General features: G+C 53.3%; 18 protein-coding genes. 11 read left to right on the top strand and 7 right to left on the bottom strand.

What is annotated here, in order from left to right; translation table 11 throughout:
• Positions 1 to 79: 79 nt before the first annotated feature.
• Entirely contained in the window at positions 80 to 1,888 is a 1,809-nt protein-coding gene (locus Q9245_RS08810; RefSeq protein ID WP_305896774.1) for an ABC transporter ATP-binding protein/permease, read from the bottom strand.
• Between the two features lie 176 nt (positions 1,889 to 2,064).
• Here Q9245_RS08810 and gabT point away from each other — a divergent pair, with 176 nt between their 5' ends.
• Positions 2,065 to 3,342, top strand: a complete 1,278-nt coding sequence (gene gabT, locus Q9245_RS08805; RefSeq protein ID WP_305896773.1) for a 4-aminobutyrate--2-oxoglutarate transaminase — start codon at positions 2,065 to 2,067, stop codon at positions 3,340 to 3,342.
• A gap of 182 nt (positions 3,343 to 3,524) precedes the next feature.
• Positions 3,525 to 4,286 (top strand): VC0807 family protein, encoded by a 762-nt coding sequence (locus Q9245_RS08800; protein ID WP_305896772.1) that lies wholly within the window; start codon positions 3,525 to 3,527, stop codon positions 4,284 to 4,286.
• Positions 4,287 to 4,371: 85 nt separating this feature from the next.
• On the opposite strand, the gene gyrB is transcribed toward Q9245_RS08800, so the two are convergent.
• The 5 genes from gyrB to dnaA form a co-directional block, all read right to left on the bottom strand.
• Positions 4,372 to 6,786, bottom strand: coding sequence for a DNA topoisomerase (ATP-hydrolyzing) subunit B (gyrB, locus tag Q9245_RS08795; RefSeq protein WP_305896771.1), 2,415 nt, complete (start codon positions 6,784 to 6,786; stop codon positions 4,372 to 4,374).
• Positions 6,787 to 6,861: 75 nt separating this feature from the next.
• Positions 6,862 to 7,989, bottom strand: coding sequence for a DNA replication/repair protein RecF (gene recF, locus Q9245_RS08790; protein WP_305896770.1), 1,128 nt, complete (start codon positions 7,987 to 7,989; stop codon positions 6,862 to 6,864).
• A 110-nt stretch (positions 7,990 to 8,099) separates the two neighbouring features.
• Positions 8,100 to 9,371: an AarF/ABC1/UbiB kinase family protein gene (locus Q9245_RS08785; protein WP_305896769.1), complete on the bottom strand. Its 1,272-nt coding sequence runs from the start codon at positions 9,369 to 9,371 to the stop codon at positions 8,100 to 8,102.
• Positions 9,372 to 9,389: 18 nt separating this feature from the next.
• Entirely contained in the window at positions 9,390 to 10,493 is a 1,104-nt protein-coding gene (dnaN, locus tag Q9245_RS08780; RefSeq protein ID WP_305896768.1) for a DNA polymerase III subunit beta, read from the bottom strand.
• Between the two features lie 54 nt (positions 10,494 to 10,547).
• The gene (dnaA, locus tag Q9245_RS08775; RefSeq protein WP_371824808.1) at positions 10,548 to 12,008 is read right to left on the bottom strand and encodes a chromosomal replication initiator protein DnaA; all 1,461 of its coding nucleotides are present in this window, start codon (positions 12,006 to 12,008) and stop codon (positions 10,548 to 10,550) included.
• Between the two features lie 655 nt (positions 12,009 to 12,663).
• On the opposite strand from dnaA, the gene rpmH reads away from it, so the two are divergent.
• From rpmH to mnmE, 5 genes are all read left to right on the top strand, one after another.
• A complete protein-coding gene (rpmH, locus tag Q9245_RS08770; RefSeq protein WP_008172542.1) occupies positions 12,664 to 12,798 on the top strand; it encodes a 50S ribosomal protein L34 in 135 nt (44 codons plus the stop codon).
• 15 nt (positions 12,799 to 12,813) lie between these two features.
• The gene (gene rnpA, locus Q9245_RS08765; protein ID WP_305896766.1) at positions 12,814 to 13,212 is read left to right on the top strand and encodes a ribonuclease P protein component; all 399 of its coding nucleotides are present in this window, start codon (positions 12,814 to 12,816) and stop codon (positions 13,210 to 13,212) included.
• Positions 13,212 to 13,505: a membrane protein insertion efficiency factor YidD gene (yidD, locus tag Q9245_RS08760; protein WP_305896765.1), complete on the top strand. Its 294-nt coding sequence runs from the start codon at positions 13,212 to 13,214 to the stop codon at positions 13,503 to 13,505. The genes rnpA and yidD overlap by 1 nt, the downstream gene beginning before the upstream one ends.
• 4 nt (positions 13,506 to 13,509) lie before the next feature.
• Complete coding sequence (yidC, locus tag Q9245_RS08755) at positions 13,510 to 15,213, top strand: membrane protein insertase YidC (RefSeq protein ID WP_305896764.1); 1,704 nt, start codon at positions 13,510 to 13,512, stop codon at positions 15,211 to 15,213.
• A 71-nt stretch (positions 15,214 to 15,284) separates the two neighbouring features.
• Positions 15,285 to 16,655: a tRNA uridine-5-carboxymethylaminomethyl(34) synthesis GTPase MnmE gene (gene mnmE / locus Q9245_RS08750; protein WP_305896763.1), complete on the top strand. Its 1,371-nt coding sequence runs from the start codon at positions 15,285 to 15,287 to the stop codon at positions 16,653 to 16,655.
• Positions 16,656 to 16,677: 22 nt separating this feature from the next.
• Here mnmE and Q9245_RS08745 read toward each other — a convergent pair whose 3' ends face one another.
• Positions 16,678 to 17,547: a LysR substrate-binding domain-containing protein gene (locus Q9245_RS08745; protein ID WP_305896762.1), complete on the bottom strand. Its 870-nt coding sequence runs from the start codon at positions 17,545 to 17,547 to the stop codon at positions 16,678 to 16,680.
• Positions 17,548 to 17,743: 196 nt separating this feature from the next.
• On the opposite strand from Q9245_RS08745, the gene Q9245_RS08740 reads away from it, so the two are divergent.
• From Q9245_RS08740 to Q9245_RS08725, 4 genes are all read left to right on the top strand, one after another.
• Positions 17,744 to 18,871: an S-(hydroxymethyl)glutathione dehydrogenase/class III alcohol dehydrogenase gene (locus Q9245_RS08740; RefSeq protein ID WP_305896761.1), complete on the top strand. Its 1,128-nt coding sequence runs from the start codon at positions 17,744 to 17,746 to the stop codon at positions 18,869 to 18,871.
• Between the two features lie 54 nt (positions 18,872 to 18,925).
• Complete coding sequence (fghA, locus tag Q9245_RS08735) at positions 18,926 to 19,765, top strand: S-formylglutathione hydrolase (protein WP_305896760.1); 840 nt, start codon at positions 18,926 to 18,928, stop codon at positions 19,763 to 19,765.
• A gap of 152 nt (positions 19,766 to 19,917) precedes the next feature.
• Positions 19,918 to 22,032, top strand: coding sequence for a TonB-dependent receptor domain-containing protein (locus Q9245_RS08730; protein WP_305896759.1), 2,115 nt, complete (start codon positions 19,918 to 19,920; stop codon positions 22,030 to 22,032).
• 150 nt (positions 22,033 to 22,182) lie between these two features.
• Positions 22,183 to 22,938 (top strand): ABC transporter substrate-binding protein, encoded by a 756-nt coding sequence (locus tag Q9245_RS08725; RefSeq protein WP_305896758.1) that lies wholly within the window; start codon positions 22,183 to 22,185, stop codon positions 22,936 to 22,938.
• Positions 22,939 to 22,964: the final 26 nt, after the last annotated feature.

Below are 22,964 nucleotides of genomic sequence, written 5' to 3'. Positions count from 1 at the left end.
ACACGCTCCTTCGGCACTTCCCTGTGGCGCTTGAGCTCCGCCATCCATGGCTCCGCACAGTTTTGGCGGGGCTTCCCGCTCATTGGCTTGATTCGGCGTTATCGTCACTTCTGTGTTGCTGCTCCCATAAGTTAGCGTAGTAGCCACCCTGTGCTAATAACTCGTTGTGGCTGCCGCTCTCGACAATTTGGCCGCTATCCATCACCAGAATGGTGTTGGCGTCCCGCACCGTTGAAAGCCTGTGGGCAATCACCAAGGTTGTGCGTTGCTGGCTGACTTCTTTCAACGCGCTCAGGATGGCTTGCTCGGACAATGAGTCTAATGATGACGTCGCTTCATCCAGAATCAGAATGGGCGGGTTTTTCAGAATCACCCGAGCTATGGCCACCCGTTGTTTCTCCCCACCGGACAGCTTCAGGCCCCGTTCACCCACCTTGGTGTTGTAACCTTCCGGCAGGCTGTGGATAAAGTTATCCAGATGCGCCATGCGCGCGGCCTGGTGCACTTCTTCCTCGCTCGCGTCGGGGCGGCCGTATGCCAGATTCTGGTACAGGGTATCGTTGAACAACACCGTGTCCTGCGGCACCACGCCAATCACCGAACGCAAACTGGCCTGAGTCACGGTCCGGATATCCTGACCATCGATACTGATGCGCCCTTTATCCACATCGTAAAAGCGGAACAATAAACGGGCGAGGGTCGATTTCCCTGCACCACTGGCCCCCACCACGGCCACGGTATGGCCAGCCGGAATGGAGAAGTTTACGGCCTGAAGGATGGGCCGATCCGGCCGATAGGCAAAGTGAATCTGCTCGAAACGGACGTCGGAGTTATCCACAACCAGATCCTTCGCGCCGGGCGCATCCTGAATCGCCGGTTTATCCCCAAGCAGTTTGAATAAGCGTTCGACATTCACCAGAGCCTGACGGATTTCCCGATACACGAATCCCAGAGCGTTCAGAGGAATGAACAGCTGCAACAAATAGGCGTTCACCATGGTGAAATCGCCCAGTGTAATCTCGCCGCTGGCGACTTCCCGAACCGCCATCGTCATGATGACAACCAGTGCAACGCCAATAATCAGCGCTTGCCCGGTATTCAGCGCTGCCAGCGACAACCGGTTTTTCAGACGCGCCTGCTCCCAGTTATCCAGATCCTGATCGTAGAGCTGCGCCTCATAACGCTCGTTGTTGAAGTATTTCACCGTCTCGTAGTTCAGCAGGCTGTCGATAGCCCGTGAATTGGATTCGTTGTCCCGGGCGTTGGCTTCACGCACAAAGCGGGTACGCCATTCGGTTATTTTGATGGAATACACCACGTACACCACCACCGCGATCAGAATCGCAAACACATAGCTGACGTTAAACACCACCAACAAGATGGCCGCTACCATCACGATTTCCAGCAGGGTAGGGACAATGTTGAATAGGGTGAAACGGAGCAAAAAACTGATGCCGTTGGTGCCGCGCTCAATGTCCCGGGCCAGCCCGCCGGTTTTACGATCGAGATGAAACCCCAGCTCGCGCTGGTGCAAGTGTTCGAACACCCGCAGCGAGACTCGCCGCATGGCTCGTTCGGCCACCCGTGCGAACACCGCATCGCGTAATTCGCTGAACAACGTACTGCCAAAGCGCAGGCCACCGTAGGCCAACACCAAAAGCACCGGTATCCACAGCAGCACATCTGCTGCCTGGGTCTGATCCAGATAATCCACAATGTATTTCAGCGCCACCGGCGTGGCGACAGTGGCCAGTTTCGCCAGCACCAACAGGCACAGCGCCAATGCCACCCGCCCCCGATATTCGGCCAGATAAGGCCAAAGCCCGGCAATGAGCTTCCAGTCGGGTTTGTGGTCGGCGGGGTAATCGTTATCAGCGTATGCGCGCACAGAGCATCCTTAAACTCATAGGAAAAATAGTGTTCGGGCTGTGGATAAAGTTATTCAGGTACCGCCAGAGTGTACTTCAGAATGCAGGCCTGTGCCCGTGGTCGGTTTGTGTACTGGCGGCGTACTTCCTACACTGAAGGTAGACATTCATTGCGTTGAACCAGGGGGATGAACACGTGAGCAACAAGGAACTGCAAATACTGAAAGAGCGTTACGTGGCCGCGGGAGCTGCTAGCCCCAATGAGCAATTTGCCGACCACGCGTTGAACGCCGAATTGTGGGATGCCGATGGCAAACGAATGATTGATTTCGCCGGGGGCATTGGCGTTCTCAATATCGGCCATCGCCATCCGAAAGTGGTGGATGCCGTCAAAGCGCAGCTCGATAAACTGATGCACACGTGCCAGACCGTTATGCCTTACGAGGGCTATGTGAAGGTGGCTCAAAAGCTAAGCGAAGTCACACCGGTTCGCGGCCACGCTAAGGTCATGCTGGCCAACTCCGGCGCTGAGGCACTGGAGAACGCCGTCAAGATTGCCCGCGCGGCCACGGGCAAACCCAACGTCATCTGTTTCGATGGCGGGTATCACGGGCGCACCTTCTTCACCATGGCCATGAACGGCAAAGCCGCTCCCTACCAAACCTCGTTCGGCCCGATGCCAGGCCTGGTCTACCGTGCGCCGTATCCCGTTCCGTACCACGGCGTATCCGAAGAAGACGCTCTGCGTGGCCTGATGATGACCGTAAAAACGGACTCACCGGCTCAGGATACCGCAGCGATTGTGCTCGAACCGGTATTGGGGGAGGGCGGTTTCTACGCCGCACCGGCAAGCTTTCTGAAAGCGCTGCGACAGTTCTGCGATGACAACGACATCCTGTTGATTGTTGATGAGGTTCAAAGTGGCTTCGGCCGCACCGGGAAGCTGTTTGCGATTGAACACAGTGGGGTTGAGCCAGACATCATGACCATGGCGAAATCCATGGCCGACGGCATGCCCATTTCCGCGGTGGTTGGCACCGACAAAGTAATGGACGCCTCTGGCCCTAATTCGCTCGGGGGTACCTACACCGGCAGCCCAACGGCGTGTGCGGCAGCTTTGGCGGTGTTCGACGTCATCGAGGAAGAGGACATTCTGGGCAAGAGCCAACGCCTGGGCGACACCTTGAGAAAGCGGTTCGAGCAATGGCAAAGTCAGTTCGCCCACGTTGATAATGTCCGCAACCTCGGCCCGATGGCAGCCTTTGAGCTTGTGGAAAGCAAAGATTCACACAAACCACTTCCGGATCTCGCGGCGTCGATTACCAAGAAAGCCAAAGAGAAAGGCTTGATCCTGCTCAGTTGCGGCATGTTTGGCAACACCTTGCGCTTTCTGATGCCTGTCACGATTGAGGATGAGGTATTGGAAGAGGGCTTGAGCATCGTTGAGGAATGCCTCAAAGAAACCGGTGCCTGAGCGAATCATTGTTAACTCATTACGCCGGGCGATTGTCCGGCGTTTTAATACCCCGCAGAACCAGGTGGGGCCACTCAATAGGGCGGTTACCCTGGCCTTTCAATTCGTCGTATACTGCCGAAGCCCTTTGTGGCTGTAGCTACGCATTATCTTTTCGTTGACTTATTTATCAGGCGGTAATCATGTCCACCCCGAATCCCCAGAGTATTCCGGATCATCAACCACGCCCGTGGATTGATCTTCTGGTCAGTATTGTCATCCCTTCAGTCATTCTGATGAAGTTCAGCGGCGATGAACATCTGGGCAGCGTGAACGCACTGATCATCGGTTTGGCATTCCCCCTGAGTTGGGGCTTGTTTGAACTGATCCGCTATCGCAAGAAGAACTTTATCGCGCTGCTGGGCCTGATCAGTGTCGCCCTGACTGGCGGTATCGGGTTGCTCGAACTGGATGCCGGCTGGTTGGCCATCAAGGAAGCGGCTGTGCCGGCGGTAATCGGTCTGGCAGTGTTGATCTCTACCCGAACCAAGTACCCGTTGGTCAGAACACTGCTGTATAACCCCAATGTTCTGGATGTGGATAAGATCCACCAATCTCTCGAAGAACGGGGCAGTGTGGACGAGTTCGAAAACCGCTTGTTGAAAGCCAGCTACTTCTTCGCCGGTACCTTTCTATTCTCCTCCATCATGAACTACGTGCTGGCCAAATGGATTGTGGTGAGCCCGGCCGGGACACAAGCCTTCAACGAAGAGCTGGGGCGTATGACGTTGGTCAGTTACCCGATGATTGCCATTCCTTCCATGGTGATGATGCTGCTGATTTTCTGGTACCTGTGGCGCACCATCCGGCGCCTAACCGGTCATACGCTGGAAGAGGTCATGTCTCCGCACCTGATTGAAAAAGAGAAAGAAAAAGAGCGGAAGAGAGCACAGTCCTCCAAGTAAAATCCAGGCTCGATGTTCTCCTGCAATAAAAAAACGCTGGCTCCTCTCGGAGGCCAGCGTTTTTTTTACCGGAGGTTCTGACGAATCAGATATCCAGATTGGTCACTTCCAGTGCGTTGGTCTGGATAAACTCCCGGCGGGGCTCCACATCGTCCCCCATCAAGGTCGTGAAGATCTGGTCTGCCGCAATGGCATCCTCAATGGTGACCTTCATCATCCGGCGGCTCTCGGGATCCATGGTGGTTTCCCAAAGCTGCTCCGGGTTCATCTCGCCCAATCCCTTGTAGCGCTGAATGTTCAGCCCGCGCTGCGCTTCCTTCATCAACCACGCCAGTGCGCCTGCGAAGGACAGAACCGGTTGCTTGCGCTCACCACGCTGGATATAGGCACCGTCTTCGATCAGCCCTTCAAGGGTTTCGCCCAGATCGGCAATCGCCTTGTAAGACGTGGATTCAAAGAAATCGTGGCCGAACACGTGCTCGTAGGGGATACCGTGCATAAATACGGTGACTTTCGGCAAGAACAGGTTGCGCTCTTCATCACGGGTCACCGAGAAGGTGTACTTGGTACCGGTACGCGTATCCAGTTCCAAACCTTCACCCAAACGGCCAACCCAAGCGGCCACGGCGGCTTCGTCTTTCAGCTGCTCAAAGGTCAGGGTGTCGTTATACACCATCTGTTCCAGTACCTTGGCCGGATACGCGCGGGACAGGCGCTCGATCATATTCATCACGGCCTGGTAGTCCTTGATCATGGTTTCCAGTGCGGAATCCTTGATCGCCGGAGCATCCGGGTTCACAAACAACTGAGCGCCGTCCAGAGCGGTCTGAGTGAGGTAAGCCACTTTGGCTTTCTCATCCTTCAGGTATTGCTCCTGCTTACCACGCTTGACCTTGTACAGCGGCGGCATGGCAATAAACACGTGGCCGCGTTCGATGATTTCACGCATCTGACGGAACAGGAAGGTGAGCAGCAGAGTGCGGATGTGGGATCCATCCACGTCGGCGTCTGTCATGATGACGATCGAGTGGTAACGCAGCTTGTCGGGATCAAATTCCTCCCGACCAATACCACAACCCAGTGCCGTAATCAGAGTGCCAACCTCAGCGGAAGACAACATCTTGTCGAAGCGCGCTTTCTCAACGTTCAGGATTTTACCCTTCAAAGGCAGGATGGCCTGCGTCTTCCGGTCACGCCCCTGCTTGGCACTGCCACCCGCAGAATCACCCTCCACTATGAACAGTTCGGAAAGGGCAGGGTCTTTTTCCTGACAATCGGCCAGCTTGCCGGGCAACCCGGCAATGTCCAAAGCGCCTTTCCGGCGGGTCATATCACGGGCTTTTCGTGCCGCTTCACGCGCCCGGGCCGCTTCGATCATCTTGTTGACGATCAACTTGGCTTCGTTCGGGTGCTCTTGCAGATAGTCGGCAAAGCTTTGGTATAGCTCCTGCTCAACCGCCGTTTTCACTTCCGAAGACACCAGCTTGTCTTTGGTCTGGGAAGAGAACTTGGGGTCAGGTACTTTCACACTGACGATCGCAGTCAGGCCTTCCCGGGCATCATCGCCAGAGGTCGCCACTTTCGCTTTCTTACCCAGGCCTTCCTGGTCAATATAGTTGTTCAAAGAGCGGGTGAGGGCAGCCCGAAAACCCGCCAAGTGCGTCCCGCCGTCACGCTGTGGAATGTTGTTGGTAAAGCAGTACAGGTTTTCCTGAAACGCATCGTTCCACTGCATCGCCACTTCGACTGCAATCCCGTCTTCGCGTTCGCGGTTGAAGTGAAACACCTGGTTAATCGGGGTCTTGTTGGTATTCAAATGCTCAACAAAGGCACGAAGACCACCTTCGTACTCGAACACCTCTTCACGGCCCGAGCGCTCATCGGTCAAACGGATGCGCACACCGCTGTTCAGGAAAGCCAATTCGCGCAGGCGCTTGGCCAAGACGTCGTAATGGAATTCAATCTGAGTGAAGGTTTCTGGTGATGGAATAAAGTGAACCTTGGTACCAGAGGCATCGGTTTCACCGACTTCCCCTAAAGGTGCGTTAGGTACGCCGTGTGTATAAACCTGCTCGTACACAATGCCGTTACGGCGAATGGTCAAAGTCAGCTTGGAGGAGAGGGCGTTTACAACCGAAACACCCACACCGTGAAGACCGCCCGATACCTTGTAGGAGTTGTCATCGAACTTACCGCCTGCGTGCAGGACGGTCATGATCACTTCCGCGGCAGACACGCCTTCTTCTTCGTGAATATCCACAGGGATACCACGACCGTTATCCTGAACGGTGATGGACTCATCCGGGTGAATCAGTACACCGATTTCAGAACAGTGACCTGCCAAAGCCTCATCGATGGAGTTATCCACCAATTCAAAGACCATGTGGTGCAGACCGGTGCCATCATCAGTATCACCGATGTACATGCCCGGGCGTTTACGCACCGCATCCAGCCCTTTTAGGACTTTGATACTGGAGGAATTGTAATTCGACTCACTCATTAACGAGACTCCTGAAGGTGATACCCGGTAATCGATTCAGCAGTACGAAAAGGATCTGCTGCAATCTTACCCAGTTTATTCTTCCGTCAATTTTCCATGTTCCACGTGGAACATTCTGTATTCTGGCGCTTGTCCATCCGTCCACAACACGTCCGGTTCCGGATGTTCGATGGACGTAATAAACACCTGGCAACGTAAATCCTGGAGTTTCCGGGCCAACATGATCCGATGACGGACATCCAGCTCGGCATTAATATCGTCCAGTAAAAAAGTGACCTGTTTACCCAAGTCACTCAAAACCTTGCCTTGGGCAATCTTCATCAGAATGACCAGGGTCTTTTGTTGTCCGCGGGAGAAAGTTTCTGCCACCGGACGACCGCCCATTTTCAGGCGAATATCAGCGCGGTTTGGGCCATAAAGGGTATGCCCCATTCGGCGTTCTTGTTCGCGATGATTCTTCAGTACATCCACTAAAGAATGACTACGATCCCAGCCCGGATAAAACTCGAGCTTAAGGCCTTCGGTCCATCCTGCATCCAGCTCTTTGAGCACTTCATCAAAGGCACTTTTAAAGCTGTGGAAAACCGCGGCTCTGGTGTCGCTGAGGGATTCAGCAAGCACGGAAAACTGATTATCCCATACCCTCATCAACGACTCATCGATTCTACCATTTCTGAGCGTTTGATTCCGCTGTGATGTCACTCTCTGACATTGTTGCCATATAGATGAAAACGAAGGTTCCACGTGGAACACTAACCAATCGAGAAACTGCCGGCGCTTACCCGGGCCTCCCGCAACAATATCGAAAACCCCCGGATCAATAACCGAAACCGGTAGCCGTTTCGCCAACGACGATAAGCTACGAACCGCTTCGCCATTTACTCGCAATGAGGTTTCTTTCGAGACAATGTCGCGCGAGATACCAACACGATGCTCCACCGCTCCAGCACCTTCATCTCCATGTTCATCGAGTCCTGCGTCCAAGGCACCGAACACCGTGAGTTTGTTCTGTCCGTGAGAAACCACAGCCTGATGCCGGGAGATGCGAAAGGAACGGCCAAGCCCCAAATACCCGATGGCTTCAAGGACACTAGACTTTCCGCTGCCGTTGGCACCGTAGAGCAGATTAAAAGAAGGGGAGAACCAAATCGGTTCAGGCTCCAGATTTCGAAACCACTGAGTCTGGAGTTTCACAAGCGCCATAGAGGAGGGAATCTCAATATCAGATGGAAACTTGAAGCCTTAAAAAAACAAAAGGCAATGCTGATCACCAGCATTGCCTTAGTGTACAAGAAGCTATGCTTCTTCGCTCGTTAATGCAGCATGGTTAGCCGATCATCCATAAACACATCCATTTCCGGTGCCATGATGTGAACATAGCGGTCGAAATAGAGGAACTGCTTCAGCAACAGCGCGAACTCCCGAGGGAAGTGCAAGCCATGATTTTCGCCGACTTTGACCATATCCATCAATATGTGGTTTACGTCGTCTTCGGCCTGGTCCATCAGATAAGCGCTTTCATCCGGCACCATACGGTCCATCTGCTTGTACAAACGCTGAAGGTCCGCGGCCAGATCCTGAACCTGTACTTCCCGATGGGTAATACCAATCCGAATCATGGCATCGGCCATGCCTTCGAAGTTACCCACCATAATCGCGGAAATAAAATCGCTCACCGCTTGCCAAGTGTCTGGTTTGATTCGGCCAACAATACCGAAATCAATAAACCCAACCCGGCCGTCTTTCAACACCATCAGGTTTCCTGCGTGTACGTCCGCGTGGAAAAACTCACACTGGGTCAAGCTCGAGAACCAGGTGTTCATGGCCGTGATCAGGGTGCGTTCCGGATCTTTGGCATAACCACGAATGCTCTCCAGATCCGTTAACGGTACACCGTAAAAACGTTCCATCGTCAGAATCCGGCGACTGCTGCCGTGCTCGTACACACGGGGTACTGTGGCGTCTTCGTTGCCGGTGCTTTCCAGGAATTCCCGGAATACTTTCAAGTTGTTGGCTTCCTTGATGAAATCACATTCTTCCATCATGGTTTTCTGGATTTCATCCACGATCCCGGACAGAGAAGTCCAGGACAACTTGGGCGCCAGAGTTTCCAGAATACGGGCGGACAGGTACAGGAAATTCAGATCGGTCAGCAGAATGTTTTCCACACCCGGTTTCTGCACCTTGATCACCACATCTTCACCGGTGATCAGCTTGGCAGCGTGTACCTGGGCAATGGACGCCGAGGCCAAAGCCACCGGATCAATCTCCGAGTACACCTCATTGATCGGCCGACCCAGCTCGTCCCGGATGATCTTTTTGATCACACTGAACGGCAGATTCGGAGTACTGTCGAGGCAGAACTGAAACTCTTCAACATACTCTTTCGGGAAGAAAGTCGGGGAACTGGCAATGAACTGCCCGAGCTTGATGTAGGTCGAACCCAGATTTTCAAAGGTCTGACGCAACAGCTTCGGAGTAGGGGGGCGATCACCCCGAACCCAGTTCAACCCGGTACGGCCAAGAACGCTCAAGGTTTGGCCAATCCTGAACGCACCCTTGATTCCATTCACTACAGGTCCCATCAACATCTCCCGCAATAATTACAAACGCATCGGCATGACAACGTACATACAGCCGTTATCATTTTCGGCTTCGATCAATGCGCTGCTGTTCGGGTTGGATAAGGTTACCTTCACCTGAGCATCGCTGAGCGCATTCATCACATCGATCAGGTAGCCTACATTAAAACCGATCTGAAGGGATTCGCCCTGATAGTCCACAGGCAGTGCATCTTCGGCCTGTTCCTGATCAGGGTTGTTGGCGAACACTTCAAGTTGCCCGGGTTTGAGATTCAAACGCACGCCACGAATGTTTTCATGAGAAAGAATGCCTGCACGCTGCAGCGTGTTTTTCAGGGTGGCACGGTCAGCCATGACAACCTTGTCGCCGCCACGCGGAATAACGCGGTTGTAGTCCGGGAATTTGCCTTCAATCAATTTCGAGGTGAAGGTGTAAGAGCCCACGGTTGCCCGCAAATGGTTGTCTCCAATCACCAGAGTAACCGGCGACTCGTCATCGTCCAGCAAACGAGCCAGTTCCAAGATACCTTTGCGCGGCACAATCACCTGACGCGATTCCGGACAGCCGGTCGCCATATCAAAGTGTGCCAACGCCAACCGGTGACCGTCGGTCGCAACGGTACGAACGTGACCAGCATCCACTTCCAGCAAAAGTCCGTTCAGGTAGTACCGAACATCTTGCTGCGCCATTGCGAAGGCTGTGGCATCCAGCATGCGGCCAAGTTCTTTCTGGGGCAGTTCCAGACGGAAGCTTTCCGGCTCGTCTTCAACGTTCGGAAAATGCTCAGCCGGCAGGGTCGACAGGGTAAAATGCGAGTTGCCGGCGCGCACGTGCAGCCGGTCGCCTTCCTGAGCCAGATCGATCGGCGCTTCATCCCCCAAAGCCCGGCAAATATCGGCCAGCTTGCGTGCCGGAACCGTAATTCTGCCCGGTTGGTCCACGTGCACCGGTGTCACCCGGCCAACCAGCTCTACTTCCATGTTAGTACCAGTGAGGGTCAAAGTGTTGTCTTCGGCTTCCAACAACACGTTCGACAGAACCGGCATGGTTTGTTTCTTTTCCACAACGCCAGCAATGCTTTGCAGCGGAGTAAGCAGGGATTCACGGCTGATTGTCAGTTTCATGGCACTCGGCTTCAGTTATCGGAAGTGAATGTTATTAACTTGCCACCCTTCGCATCAGGTGGTCAGTAATCTCATAAAGTTTTGGTAGTCCTCCCGGATGCCCGGGTCGGTTTCCTGCAGTTCTCGGATTTTCTTGCACGCGTGCAGAACGGTTGTGTGGTCGCGCCCCCCGAAGGCATCCCCGATTTCGGGCAAGCTATGGTTGGTCAATTCTTTAGAGAGCAACATCGCCACTTGCCGCGGACGGGTGACTGTTCGGGTACGCCGCTTGGACAACAGATCAGACACTTTAATCTTGTAATACTCGGCAACCGTTCTTTGGATGTTATCCATGCTGACCTGCTTTTCGTGCAGAGCAAGCAGATCTTTCAAACTCTCCCTGATAAACGGCGGAGTGATCTCGGAACCCGTGAAGTGAGCATTCGCTATCACCAAACGAAGCGCACCTTCTAGCTCTCGGACGTTTGAACGTATTTTCTGTGCAATAAAAAAGGCGGCTTCGCTACTCAGTTTTACGTTCGCCTGATCGGCCTTTTTCATCAGAATCGCTACCCGGGTTTCCAACTCGGGCGGCTCGACCATGACCGTCAATCCCCAACCGAATCGGGATTTCAGGCGCTCTTCCATATCCACAATTTCTTTCGGGAAACGGTCACAGGTGACGATCACCTGTTGCCCGCCTTCCAGCAACGCGTTAAAGGTGTGGAAAAACTCTTCTTGCGAACGCTCTTTGCGGGCGAAAAACTGAATATCGTCAATCAACAACGCATCCACAGAACGGTAATAACGCTTGAATTCGTTAATGGCGTTCAACTGCAGCGCCTTGACCATATCCGCCACAAACCGTTCCGAACGCAGATAGGCGACCTTGGCTTTCGGATTACGGCGCACAATTTCATTGCCGATGGCATGCATAAGGTGGGTTTTACCCAAACCAACGCCACCGTAAAGAAACAGCGGGTTGTATGCGCCCCCCGGATTTTCGGCAACCTGCATGGATGCGGCACGGGCTAACTGGTTCGATTTACCTTCAACAAAAGTATCAAAGGTAAACGTTTCATTGAGGAAGCTCTGGTGTTTGATATCACCTTCTACCTGCACCGATCGGCGTTGGTTAGCCGATGACGACGGAGCAGGCGCCGGCGCAGGAGCATTCACAGGTTCACTGGGTTCGGCGGTGCGTTGAACCGCCGTGGCCGCAACACTCTTTTCTTCTTCGGTGACGGCTTGCCCCGTTTCGTCCACTTCAGGAACCGATCGAGCCACCGTATCGTCCGGCTTGGGCGCCGAGCCCACTTTCATCTGAACCCGGGGCGCCTGTCCCCCGTTCAGATCTTTCAATACTTCTTCTATACGCCGGAGGTATTTCTCGTTGACCCAATCCATCACAAAACGGTTTGGAGCAAACAGCATCAACAACCCGTCACGGTGATCGGACTGGAGAGGTCGTAACCAGGTATTAAACTGTTGTGCGGGAAATTCATCCCGAAGTACTTCAAGACATTGATGCCACATACTATTAGGCAAGACCGCCTGCTCCCAACTACCCGACTATGCTCTCAACGGGGAAAACTCACGCCCGCTATTCAAGATGACCACGAATTCTACCCCGCCCGGCCCTTCAGTAAAAGAGCGCTCATCTAGGTAATGAACACCCTGTGGAAACAATTAAACTATGCTTTCAAGCTCTTACAGACATATCTACAAGCTTGTGTACAGAAATGACTTAAAAAATAGTTATACACAGAACCTTGTGCACAGCCGGGGTAGAGCCCTGTGTGAAAGCTCTGCACCGATCGAGGCATAACTCGGTCCGAAATCCAAAACGACACTTGTTCACAATCCGTCTTGATCTTACACACAGGGCTTAGGCACAGATGTCACAACCCTTATCATTGCGATAACAAACTATCATTAAAGGATTTTTTTGGCTTTTCCACAGAAAACAGGGTGCGTAATAACAGTAATAATTAATCTTTAAAAGAAATTTAAAAGAACCTAATACATTTATTATTCATCGTTGCGGTATCTACCCACACAGAAAACTTGATCAGCACGACAGTCTTCGATTGATCTTCCCCTCAGATTTGACTAGAATGCCGCTCCTGTTTCAGCTGTCTATTTTGCAGCCAGTTACAAATTTCAATTTACGATTTGTGAGAACATCATCATGAAAAGAACATTCCAACCGAGCGTCCTGAAGCGCAAGCGTGTTCACGGCTTCCGTGCCCGTATGGCGACTGCTAACGGCCGTAAGGTGATCTCCCGTCGTCGTGCCAAAGGCCGCGCACGTCTGTCTGCGTAAGCTGATTTCTGCCTCATGAAGGCTTTGACGTTTCCAAAATCCGTTCGGCTGTTGAAGCCTGCAGATTACGGCAAAGTCTTTGATGACGTGCAGCTGAAGGTTCCGCACAGGAATTTTCTGATCCTGGCTGCCCCGAATAATCTCGGTCATGCCAGGGTCGGTCTGATTTTCTCTAAGAAAAACCTGCGTCATGCGGTTCAAAGAAACCGGATAAAACGCCAGGTTCGGGAAACATTCAGACTGCAGCAGGACTTACCCAGCCTCGATATTATCGTTCTAGGCAGGCAAGGGCTGAATAAGCTGGAAAACCCCGATGTTCGTTCCGCTCTGAACGACATTTGGCGCAGGGTGAAGAAAAAATATCACCAAGTTGCCAGTACCCAGCCGGATGCTAACGCTCAAGGCAACGAGTAATGCGCCAACTTCTGCTGTTACCGATACGATTCTACCAATACGCTATCAGTCCCATGATGGCTGGCCATTGCCGACACACTCCTACCTGTTCACAATACGCCGTCGAGGCTATTCAACATCACGGAGCACTTAAAGGCAGCTACTTGGCTGGTGCACGTTTGTTGAGGTGTCATCCATGGGGGGATGCCGGGTATGATCCGGTGCCAGGCACTGAATCAAGCAGGAATACACATCCTGAAATGACAGCTAGCCCAACTGAACCGCTCCAATCCACTACTCAGACCAGACACTAAGTTTATGGATATTCAACGCATCGTTTTGTTTGCCGGACTCGCGATTGTCAGTTATCTGATGGTGCTAGCCTGGAACGAAGATTACCATCAGCCGCAAACCGAACAGGTGGTTCAGGCTGAAACACTTTCCAACGGTAACCAGACTGCTGACAGTATGGTGTTGCCTGAGAATGGATCTTCCAGTACCGGTGCTGAAGAGTTTTCCACTCCGGAAACGGGCGGCGTTGCATCCGAAGCCACCGCAACCGATGAAAATGTAAGCAATCGCTACATTTCCGTTCAAACCGATGTGTATAACCTGAAAGTGGATCGTATCGGTGGCAACATCGTTGAAAGCTCTCTGCTCGATTACGATGAATCACTGAACAGTGAACAACCGTTAAAACTGCTGTCCAATACGGCAAACCGTACCTATTTTCTTGAAAGTGGTTTGATCGGACGGGACGGCCCTGACGGCCGAAGTGCTGCAAAGCCGCCCGTCTTCGAAGCGGCAGCAAGTGAATTTGTGCTCGAAGAAGGCCGCGATGAGCTGAATCTGGATCTGATTTTCACCACCGATGCCGGCGTCAAAATCACCAAACGCTACGAGTTCAAGCGCGATAGCTACGAAATCGGCGTTCGTTACCTGATCGACAACCAGTCAGACAGCGCCTGGCAAGGTAATTTCACCGGTAAGATTGTTCGGGATCAGGCACCTGACCCTACTTCCCAAGCCAGCATGGGTATCAAGGCCTATCTGGGTATGGTGATGAGCACACCAGAAGATCCCTATGAAAAATACGACTTCGACGACCTCAAAGAATCACGCATCAACGAATCGGTAACCAACGGCTGGTTGGCGTTCCTGCAGCACTATTTCATTACTGCGTGGGTACCGGATTCTGAAACACCGGCCCAGTTCCAGACGACAAGACGCGGTCCTTTGCACGTAATGGGTTTTGTTTACCCGGCAACCACCGTAGCTGCGGGTGAAACCACCGAAGTGGGCGCAACTGCCTACGTGGGTCCGAAGATCATCGATCGCCTGGAGGCCCTGGCCCCGAATCTGGACCGCACCGTTGATTTCGGTTGGTTGTTCTTTATCTCCTTACCACTGTTCATCATTCTGGAATGGTTCTACGGCCTTGTGGGTAACTGGGGTGTCGCCATTATCCTGCTAACGGTGCTGGTTAAAGCGGTGTTTTTCCACCTCTCTGCCACCAGCTACCGCTCAATGGCGAAAATGCGTGCTGTCGCTCCGCAACTGACCCGTTTGAAAGAACTATATGGCGACGACCGCCAGCGCATGTCTCAGGAAATGATGGCACTGTACAAGCGGGAAAAAATCAATCCGTTGGGTGGTTGCTTGCCCATTCTGGTACAAATGCCGGTATTCATTTCGCTGTACTGGGTACTGTTCGAGAGTGTTCAGTTGCGTCATGCACCGTTCATGCTGTGGATTCAGGATTTGTCCCAGATGGACCCGTACTTCATCCTGCCGATCTTGATGGGTGCCAGCATGTTCATCCAGATGAGCCTGAACCCGACACCGCCTGATCCGATGCAGGCCAAGATCATGAAGCTGATGCCGCTGATCTTTACTGTGTTCTTCCTCTGGTTCCCGGCGGGTCTGGTTCTGTACTGGCTGGTGAACAACATTCTTTCAATCTCGCAGCAGTGGTACATTACCCGCAAGATTGAAGCGGAAACCGCAGGCAAGAAATACTGATCCGTTAGTATTTCTGACCCGATAAAGGCTCCCTTGTGGAGCCTTTGTCAGTTCTAGTCAGGAAAGAAATTATGCAGCCAGCTACCGACACCATCGCCGCGATTGCTACCGCGCCGGGACAGGCCGGGGTAGGGATTGTCCGGGTTTCCGGCCCGAAAGCATCAGCCATTGCCCGTGCTATGTTGGGCTTTGACCCTAAACCTCGGTACGCGCACTTTGGTCCGTTTCTGGATACTCAGGGTGAACTGATCGACGAGGGAATCGGCCTGTACTTCCCGAATCCGCACTCGTTTACCGGCGAAGATGTGTTCGAACTGCAAGGTCACGGCGGTACGGTGATCCTTGATCTGTTGCTGCGCGAAGTCTGCAATCTGGGCGCACGACTGGCTCGCCCCGGTGAGTTCTCCGAACGGGCGTTTTTGAACGACAAGCTCGACTTGGCTCAGGCCGAAGCCATAGCCGACCTGATTGAAAGCAGCTCCGAACAGGCCGCCCGCTGCGCCGTGCGTTCTATGCAGGGCGTGTTTTCCCGGCAGATTGATGACCTGGTTGATGCGGTCACCCATCTGCGCATCTACGTGGAAGCGGCCATCGATTTTCCGGAAGAAGAAATCGATTTTCTGGCCGATGGCAAAGTCGCCAGCGATCTGGACGGGCTGTTACAGCGTGTGGAAAAGATTCTTTCGGAAGCCCAGCAAGGCACCATTCTGCGCGACGGTATGAAAGTGGTAATCGCCGGTAGGCCGAACGCCGGAAAATCCAGTTTGCTCAATGCCTTGGCTGGGCGTGAAGCGGCCATTGTGACCGCCATCGAAGGTACCACCCGGGATGTTCTCAGGGAACATATCCACATTGATGGCATGCCGCTGCACATCATTGACACCGCCGGGCTTCGCGACAGCCCGGACGAAGTCGAGCAGATTGGTATTGCGCGGGCCTGGGATGAAATCCGTCAGGCCGACCGTATTCTGCTGATGGTCGATGCCACCACCACGGATAAAACCGAACCCCACGAAATCTGGCCGGATTTTATCGACCAGCTACCCAAGAATGCTCCGGTCACGGTGATCCGAAACAAAGTGGATTTGTCGGGTGAACAAGTGGGTATCCGTGACGAATCCGGGCAAGTTGCGCCGGTTGTGCGGCTGGCAGCCAAAGAAGCCGAAGGCCTGGATATCCTTCGTGATCATCTGAAAGCCTGTATTGGTTTTGCCAGCACCACTGAAGGCGGATTTTTGGCACGGCGCCGGCACCTGGACGCATTGGAACGTGCCCGGGACTCACTGATCCAAGGGCAATCCCAGCTGCAAGGCTACGGGGCCGGAGAGTTGTTGGCGGAAGATCTGAAAGCGGCTCAGGATTCGCTCGGCGAAATCACCGGGCACCTGACCCCGGATGAGCTACTGGGCAAGATCTTCAGCTCGTTCTGCATCGGCAAGTGAGGCGAGCGCGCCTCACTAGGTTTTAGCTTAACGATTCGTCCAGGAAATCCAGCAGCATGCGGACTTTTGGGGATAAGTGTCGGTTGTGTGGATAAATCGCCCAGATGCCGTCGTCGGCTTCTTGATAATGTTCCAGCAAACTGATGAGTTTTCCACAGGCCAGTGATGGCTGAACGTAATAGTCGGGGAGTTGCACGATCCCGATACCTTTCAGGGCGGCATCCAGCAACGCCCAACCGCTGTCGCACTTCATAGTGCCTTTGACGCGAACGTTGTGGGGCTTGCCCCGATCCTGAAATCGCCAGTAATCCAGGTTGCCTTGCAAACAATTGTGCCGTTCCAGTTCCGAAAGCGAATGCGGCACACCGTAGGTGGATAAGTAATCCGGCGAAGCGCACACGTACAAGGTTCGCGACGACAACCGCTTGGCCATCATGGTCGAATCTTCCAGTTTGCCCAGCCGAATCGCCAGATCGTAGCCGCCGCCCACCAGGTCCAGCTTCTGGTTTGTCAGATTCAGTTGCACCTCCAGTTCGGGGTAACGCACTACGAAATCGTTTACCAAGGGTGCAATCACCTTTTCGCCGTAGGTCACCGGCGCTGTTAGCCGTAACTTCCCCTTGGGGATAAGTTGCAGGTTGGTCATGGCCCGTTCGGCTTCTTCCAGACCATCGAGTACCTGGCGGCAATACTGGTAATAGGTTTGGCCCGCTTCCGTTACCGAAACCTTGCGGGTGGTGCGATAAAGCAGTTTGGTCGAAAGCCGGGATTCCAGTGCGCTGACCTGCCGGCTCACCTGCGCGGTTGAAATGCCCAATCGTTTTGCGGCAGCGGTAAAGCTTTCCGCTTCCGCGACCGCAACGAATTCACTGACCCCTTCCCAGATAAACATCTTCAGTTCCTTGCGTTACGAGTTGGCTAAGCTTAGATACAAGATACAGCAGGCAAAGTATGTGCTGATTGTTACTGTGCAGTAAAGGTGATTTGCCTGAATGGTGGATTATCTATCGTGATAATAATAATACAATGATCCCATCAACATGGCAGAAGAACCTGCCCAAGCCCGACAAAAAATTGGAGCACACAACATGACTCAGACCATCAAATCCAAAGCGGCCATTGCCTGGGGCCCGAAACAACCACTGACTATTGAAGAAGTGGATGTAATGCCGCCACAGGCGGGTGAGGTTCGTATTCGGGTGATTGCCAGCGGTGTGTGCCATACCGACGCGTTTACCCTGTCGGGTGAAGATCCCGAAGGCATCTTCCCGACCATTCTGGGCCATGAGGGTGGAGGTATTGTTGAGTCCATCGGCGAAGGCGTGACCAGCGTGGCAGTGGGTGACCATGTCATTCCGCTGTACACCCCCGAATGTGGCGAATGTAAATTCTGCACCTCTGGTAAAACCAACCTGTGCGGGAAGATTCGTGAAACCCAGGGCAAAGGCCTGATGCCAGACGGCACCACCCGTTTCTCCTTAAACGGCGAGCCGATCTATCACTACATGGGTTGCTCAACCTTCTCTGAGTACACCGTACTGCCCGAGATTTCTCTGGCGAAAGTGAACAAAGAAGCGCCGTTGGAAGAAGTCTGCTTGCTGGGTTGCGGTGTAACCACCGGCATGGGTGCCGTGATGAACACCGCCAAAGTAGAAGAGGGCGCTACCGTGGCCATCTTCGGTATGGGCGGCATCGGCCTGTCGGCGGTAATTGGTGCCACCATGGCAAAGGCAAGCCGCATCATTGCCATCGATATCAACGAGAGCAAATTTGAGCTGGCCCGTCAGTTGGGGGCGACCGATTGCATCAACCCGAAAGACTACGACAAGCCGATTCAGGAAGTGATCGTAGAACTGACCGACGGCGGTGTGGATTACTCCTTCGAGTGTATCGGCAACGTGGATGTGATGCGTTCTGCACTGGAATGCTGCCACAAAGGTTGGGGTGAATCGGTGGTTATCGGCGTTGCCGGTGCCGGCCAGGAAATCTCAACACGCCCGTTCCAGCTGGTTACCGGCCGAGTCTGGAAAGGTTCAGCTTTTGGTGGTGTGAAAGGTCGTTCCGAGCTGCCGGGCATCGTTGAGCGTTACATGCAGGGTGAGTTCAAGCTGAACGACTTCATTACCCACACCATGGGGCTGGAAGATATCAACAAGGCGTTTGACCTGATGCACGAAGGCAAGAGCATCCGCACCGTTATTCACTACGACAAGTAATGAATTCAGGTCGCCTGTGGATAACACCGGCGACCGTTTTATTGAGAGGTTGCAATGACTATTGAAAATTTGAGCAGTAATAAAAGTTTTGGTGGTTGGCACAAGCAGTACAGTCATTACTCCAAGACCCTGAACTGTTCGATGCGGTTTGCTATCTATCTGCCGCCGCAGGCCTCCAATGGCAAAAAGGTACCCGCGTTGTACTGGTTGTCCGGCCTGACCTGCACCGATGAAAACTTCATGCAGAAAGCCGGCGCGCATCGCATGGCGGCCGAGCTGGGCTTGGCCATCATTGCCCCGGACACCAGCCCGCGCGGTGACGATGTGGCCGATGACGAAGGCTACGATCTGGGTAAGGGCGCCGGGTTCTACGTGAACGCCACCGAGGCACCCTGGAACAAGCATTACCGCATGTACGATTACGTGCTCAACGAATTACCGGCACTGATTGAAGACATGTTCCCGGTGAGTGATCAGCGTTCCATCTCGGGTCATTCCATGGGCGGGCATGGTGCACTGGTGTTGGCGCTGCGAAACCCTGAGCGTTTCCAGTCCGTCTCGGCGTTTAGCCCGATCAGTAACCCGATCAATTGCCCTTGGGGTAAGAAGGCCTTTGGCGCTTACCTGGGTAAAGACACCGCCAGCTGGGCCGAGTACGACGCCAGCTTGCTGATGCAAAAGGCAAGCACATTTGTGCCGGCGTTGGTGGATCAGGGCGAAGCGGATAACTTCCTGGCCGAGCAGTTGAAGCCGGAAATGCTGGAAGCCGCGGCCAAACAAAGTGGCTATCCGCTGGAACTGAACCGGCATGAAGGGTACGACCACAGCTATTACTTCATTGCCAGTTTCATTGAAGAACACCTTCGCTTCCACGCGAAGTATCTGAATTCGTAACAGCCTTTCGCCCCGCAAGCGGCCGCCTGCGGGGCTTTTTCATAGATATATGATTTTCTGAACTATTTTCCTTAAATTAAGTTATTGCAATTATTAAATGCAAAAGATTATCATTTGCTCCCGATATTTGTTTTCAACTTAAGGAGTGGCTCATGCAGTTCAGGACTTCCATTCTCTCGACTGCGGTTGCAGTCTTGTCTTCCGGTTTTGCGCTGCAAGTGTTTGCGCAACCCGTCGAGCTGGATGAAATCGTGGTGTCAGCCTCGGGTTTTGAGCAGAGTCAGTCCGCGGCTCCGGCCAGCATTACTGTCATTGGCCATGAAGAGATTCAGAACAAACAAGCCTATAGCCTCACCGATATTCTTGCCGATGTAGAAGGTGTGGATGTTAGCGGTTCGGCGGGTAAAACCGGTGGCTTTGATATCCGTATGAGGGGCATGCCTGCCGAATACACGCTGATCCTGATTGACGGTCGCCGCCAAAACACCGCGGGCAATGTAACGCCTAATGGTTTCGGGCAAACGGCCACCAGCTTTCTCCCCCCGCCAGCAGCCATCGAGCGCATTGAGGTTGTTCGAGGCCCTATGTCCACACTCTACGGCTCGGATGCCATGGGTGGGGTGATTAACATCATTACCCGTAAAGTGAGCCCGGAGTGGACCACCTCTCTGACCGCGGAAACCACCCTGAACCAAGACCGGGATTTTGGCGATAGCCGAGCTTACAGTGCCTACACCACCGGCCCCCTTGTGGATAACTTGATTGGCCTGCAACTGCGTGGCCGTTGGTTTGAGCGGGATGAATCGGAATTGGAGTTTCTGGACCTAAATGGTGACCCCATTGAAGTCAGCACCCGGGGGCCTAGCCCGGTCGAGTCTGAGCAATATACGGTGGGTGGAAGGCTCACGGTTACCCCGAGCGATTCGCACGATTTGTGGCTTGATATAGAAACCAGTAAGCAGGACTACGACAACTCGGAAGGTCAACTGGGCACACTGGGTCCGCGGGGCTACGGCCCGGAACTGGAGTTCGACCGTGATCAGTTTGCCGTCGGCCATACAGGGCGGTTTGCGATCGGGACGCTTGAAACAAGCATTATGAGAAACGTCACTGAAACCGGTGGCCGGGTTATTCCAAAGGGCGTTCCCGGAAAAGCACCCGGCTCGCCTCGTGAATTGGAGGCAGAGAATCGGGTCATAGACAGTAAGCTGGTCATGCCCATCGAAAACCATGTTCTGACAGTGGGTGGCCAATGGTTTGATGCCCGGATGACCGATGGTGTGGCCGAGCAGGAGTTCAAACAAAAAACCAAAGCGTTGTTTGTAGAGGATGAGTGGTTCCTTGCGGATGATCTGGCGCTGACCTTGGGTGGCCGGTACGACCACCACGACTCTTTTGGTGGCCAATTTAGCCCTCGAGCTTATTTGGTCTGGAGCTCTACGCCGGAATTGACCATCAAGGGTGGTGTCAGTCGAGGTTATAAAACACCCGGCCTGGAACAGCTGGATCCTGGCGTCGTCGGATTTACCGGCCAAGGTACGATTCCCCTGTTCGGCAACCCGGATCTGCAACCTGAAACGTCCACGTCAACCGAACTTGCGGTGGTGTATGAAAAGCCGGCCGGATATCGTGTTGGTGCTACGGTCTTCTACAACGAATTTACAGACAAGATCGCAGACGGCCCGGATCTGTTGAATTGCAGTTATGCACAGGATCCGAATCGCCCCGGGTGTGTGGATAAAGGTAACTGGCCCTTGGCCGACGTGTTTGGTCAGGACAAAAATATTGATGAAGCCATCACCCAAGGGGTGGAGTTGCACGGTTCGGTGCCTTTCGCACAGGACTGGCGCTTGGCAGCGAACTACACCTATACCGACAGCGAGCAGAAATCCGGAGAGGATAAAGGCGAGCCGCTTACCGACACGCCGGAGCATATGGCCAATCTCGAGTTGCGTTGGGCTCCGTCAGTGCGTTGGTCAACGTTCGTAAAAGCACAGTACGAAAGCGAGCGTTATCGTGCCAGAGAGCGGGTTCGCGGCGCGCCTTCCTATGCGGATTTGGGGGACTTCAAGTCCGTCACTCTGGTGCATCTGGGCGGGAAGTTTCAGGCAACCGAGAATCTTGCGTTAAGCGCCACAATCTACAATCTTCTGGATGAAGACTTTCTTGATTATCAAGCATATGACAACGGCAGCAGCTACGGAAACCGATACGCGAATGCGGAAGAAGGCCGCCGCCTATGGTTATCCGCGAACGTCACGTTCTAGCACGTGCTCAACCTGGCACTATTACGAAAACTAACAGTTTAGTGCTCAAAGAATGACGGGCAATCGGGTACTCTCTAGCCTCTAACATCCTATATTCGCTCAGAATTTTACTGATCGGCAATAGGTTATAAATGATTAAGGAGAGTATCCGTGCGTAAATTGGGTCAATTCATAGCGTTGGTGAGCGTTCTGGCATTGGGCGGCGGAGCCGCGCCGGTGTCAGCTTCCGACAAGCTTTACATCTATACCGAGAATTTCCCTCCATACAACATGAGTGCCACCGGCCGTGCTTTTGAGCATAACGGTAACGAAGTGGACGGTATCTGTTCCGAGATGGTCAAAGCGATTCTGGATAAATCGGGCCTGGACCATGTCATCAAGCTGCGCAATTGGGATTACGGTTACAAGCGCGCTCTGAGCAAACGCAACCACGGCATTTTTTGCACAACCTACACCGAAGAACGGGCGCCTAATTTTAAATGGGTAGGGCCGCTGACGAAGAACCTGTGGACAATTTTTGCAGCCGCCGGCACCAACCTGGACATCGACAAGTTGGAAGATACCAAAGGTATGTTATACGGAGGCTTTCGCAACGATGTGATGACCAACTACCTATTGGATCGTGGCTATAAAGTCTCGCAAATGGAAAGTGATGACATCAACCCCAAGCGTTTGGAACTGGGCCAGGTAGATTTGTGGATCTCGGATCGACTGGCGGGACCTTACTTTGCGTCACAGCAAGATGTGGAAGGCTTGGAACCGGTTTATTCGTTTAACGAGTCTGAACTGTATCTCGCGATGAACCCGAACACCCCGGATGAGGTTATTCAGAAGTTGCAAGAAAGCCTGGAAGCCATCAAAGAAAGTGGTATGTATCAGGCTATCGAGACTAAATACGGGCTATAAGCTTCTGCAAAAAAATCCCGGGTAGA

It is taken from the genome of Marinobacter sp. MDS2 (genome assembly GCF_030718085.1).
Lineage (GTDB): Bacteria > Pseudomonadota > Gammaproteobacteria > Pseudomonadales > Oleiphilaceae > Marinobacter.
The sequence above is the reverse complement of the archived record's forward strand: the minus strand, read 5'-3'. Positions and strand labels throughout refer to the sequence as shown.

What these genes read in the sequence shown, in the direction of transcription:
- rnpA (WP_305896766.1), top strand. Translation starts at nt 12,814, where the DNA reads ATGAAGGCTTTGACGTTTCCAAAATCCGTTCGGCTGTTGAAGCCTGCA.
- fghA (WP_305896760.1), top strand. Translation starts at nt 18,926, where the DNA reads ATGACTATTGAAAATTTGAGCAGTAATAAAAGTTTTGGTGGTTGGCAC.
- recF (WP_305896770.1), bottom strand. Translation starts at nt 7,989, where the DNA reads ATGGCGCTTGTGAAACTCCAGACTCAGTGGTTTCGAAATCTGGAGCCT.
- Q9245_RS08740 (WP_305896761.1), top strand. Translation starts at nt 17,744, where the DNA reads ATGACTCAGACCATCAAATCCAAAGCGGCCATTGCCTGGGGCCCGAAA.
- Q9245_RS08745 (WP_305896762.1), bottom strand. Translation starts at nt 17,547, where the DNA reads ATGTTTATCTGGGAAGGGGTCAGTGAATTCGTTGCGGTCGCGGAAGCG.
- yidD (WP_305896765.1), top strand. Translation starts at nt 13,212, where the DNA reads ATGCGCCAACTTCTGCTGTTACCGATACGATTCTACCAATACGCTATC.
- dnaA (WP_371824808.1), bottom strand. Translation starts at nt 12,008, where the DNA reads ATGTGGCATCAATGTCTTGAAGTACTTCGGGATGAATTTCCCGCACAA.
- Q9245_RS08800 (WP_305896772.1), top strand. Translation starts at nt 3,525, where the DNA reads ATGTCCACCCCGAATCCCCAGAGTATTCCGGATCATCAACCACGCCCG.
- dnaN (WP_305896768.1), bottom strand. Translation starts at nt 10,493, where the DNA reads ATGAAACTGACAATCAGCCGTGAATCCCTGCTTACTCCGCTGCAAAGC.
- mnmE (WP_305896763.1), top strand. Translation starts at nt 15,285, where the DNA reads ATGCAGCCAGCTACCGACACCATCGCCGCGATTGCTACCGCGCCGGGA.
- yidC (WP_305896764.1), top strand. Translation starts at nt 13,510, where the DNA reads ATGGATATTCAACGCATCGTTTTGTTTGCCGGACTCGCGATTGTCAGT.
- gyrB (WP_305896771.1), bottom strand. Translation starts at nt 6,786, where the DNA reads ATGAGTGAGTCGAATTACAATTCCTCCAGTATCAAAGTCCTAAAAGGG.
- Q9245_RS08730 (WP_305896759.1), top strand. Translation starts at nt 19,918, where the DNA reads ATGCAGTTCAGGACTTCCATTCTCTCGACTGCGGTTGCAGTCTTGTCT.
- Q9245_RS08785 (WP_305896769.1), bottom strand. Translation starts at nt 9,371, where the DNA reads ATGGGACCTGTAGTGAATGGAATCAAGGGTGCGTTCAGGATTGGCCAA.
- rpmH (WP_008172542.1), top strand. Translation starts at nt 12,664, where the DNA reads ATGAAAAGAACATTCCAACCGAGCGTCCTGAAGCGCAAGCGTGTTCAC.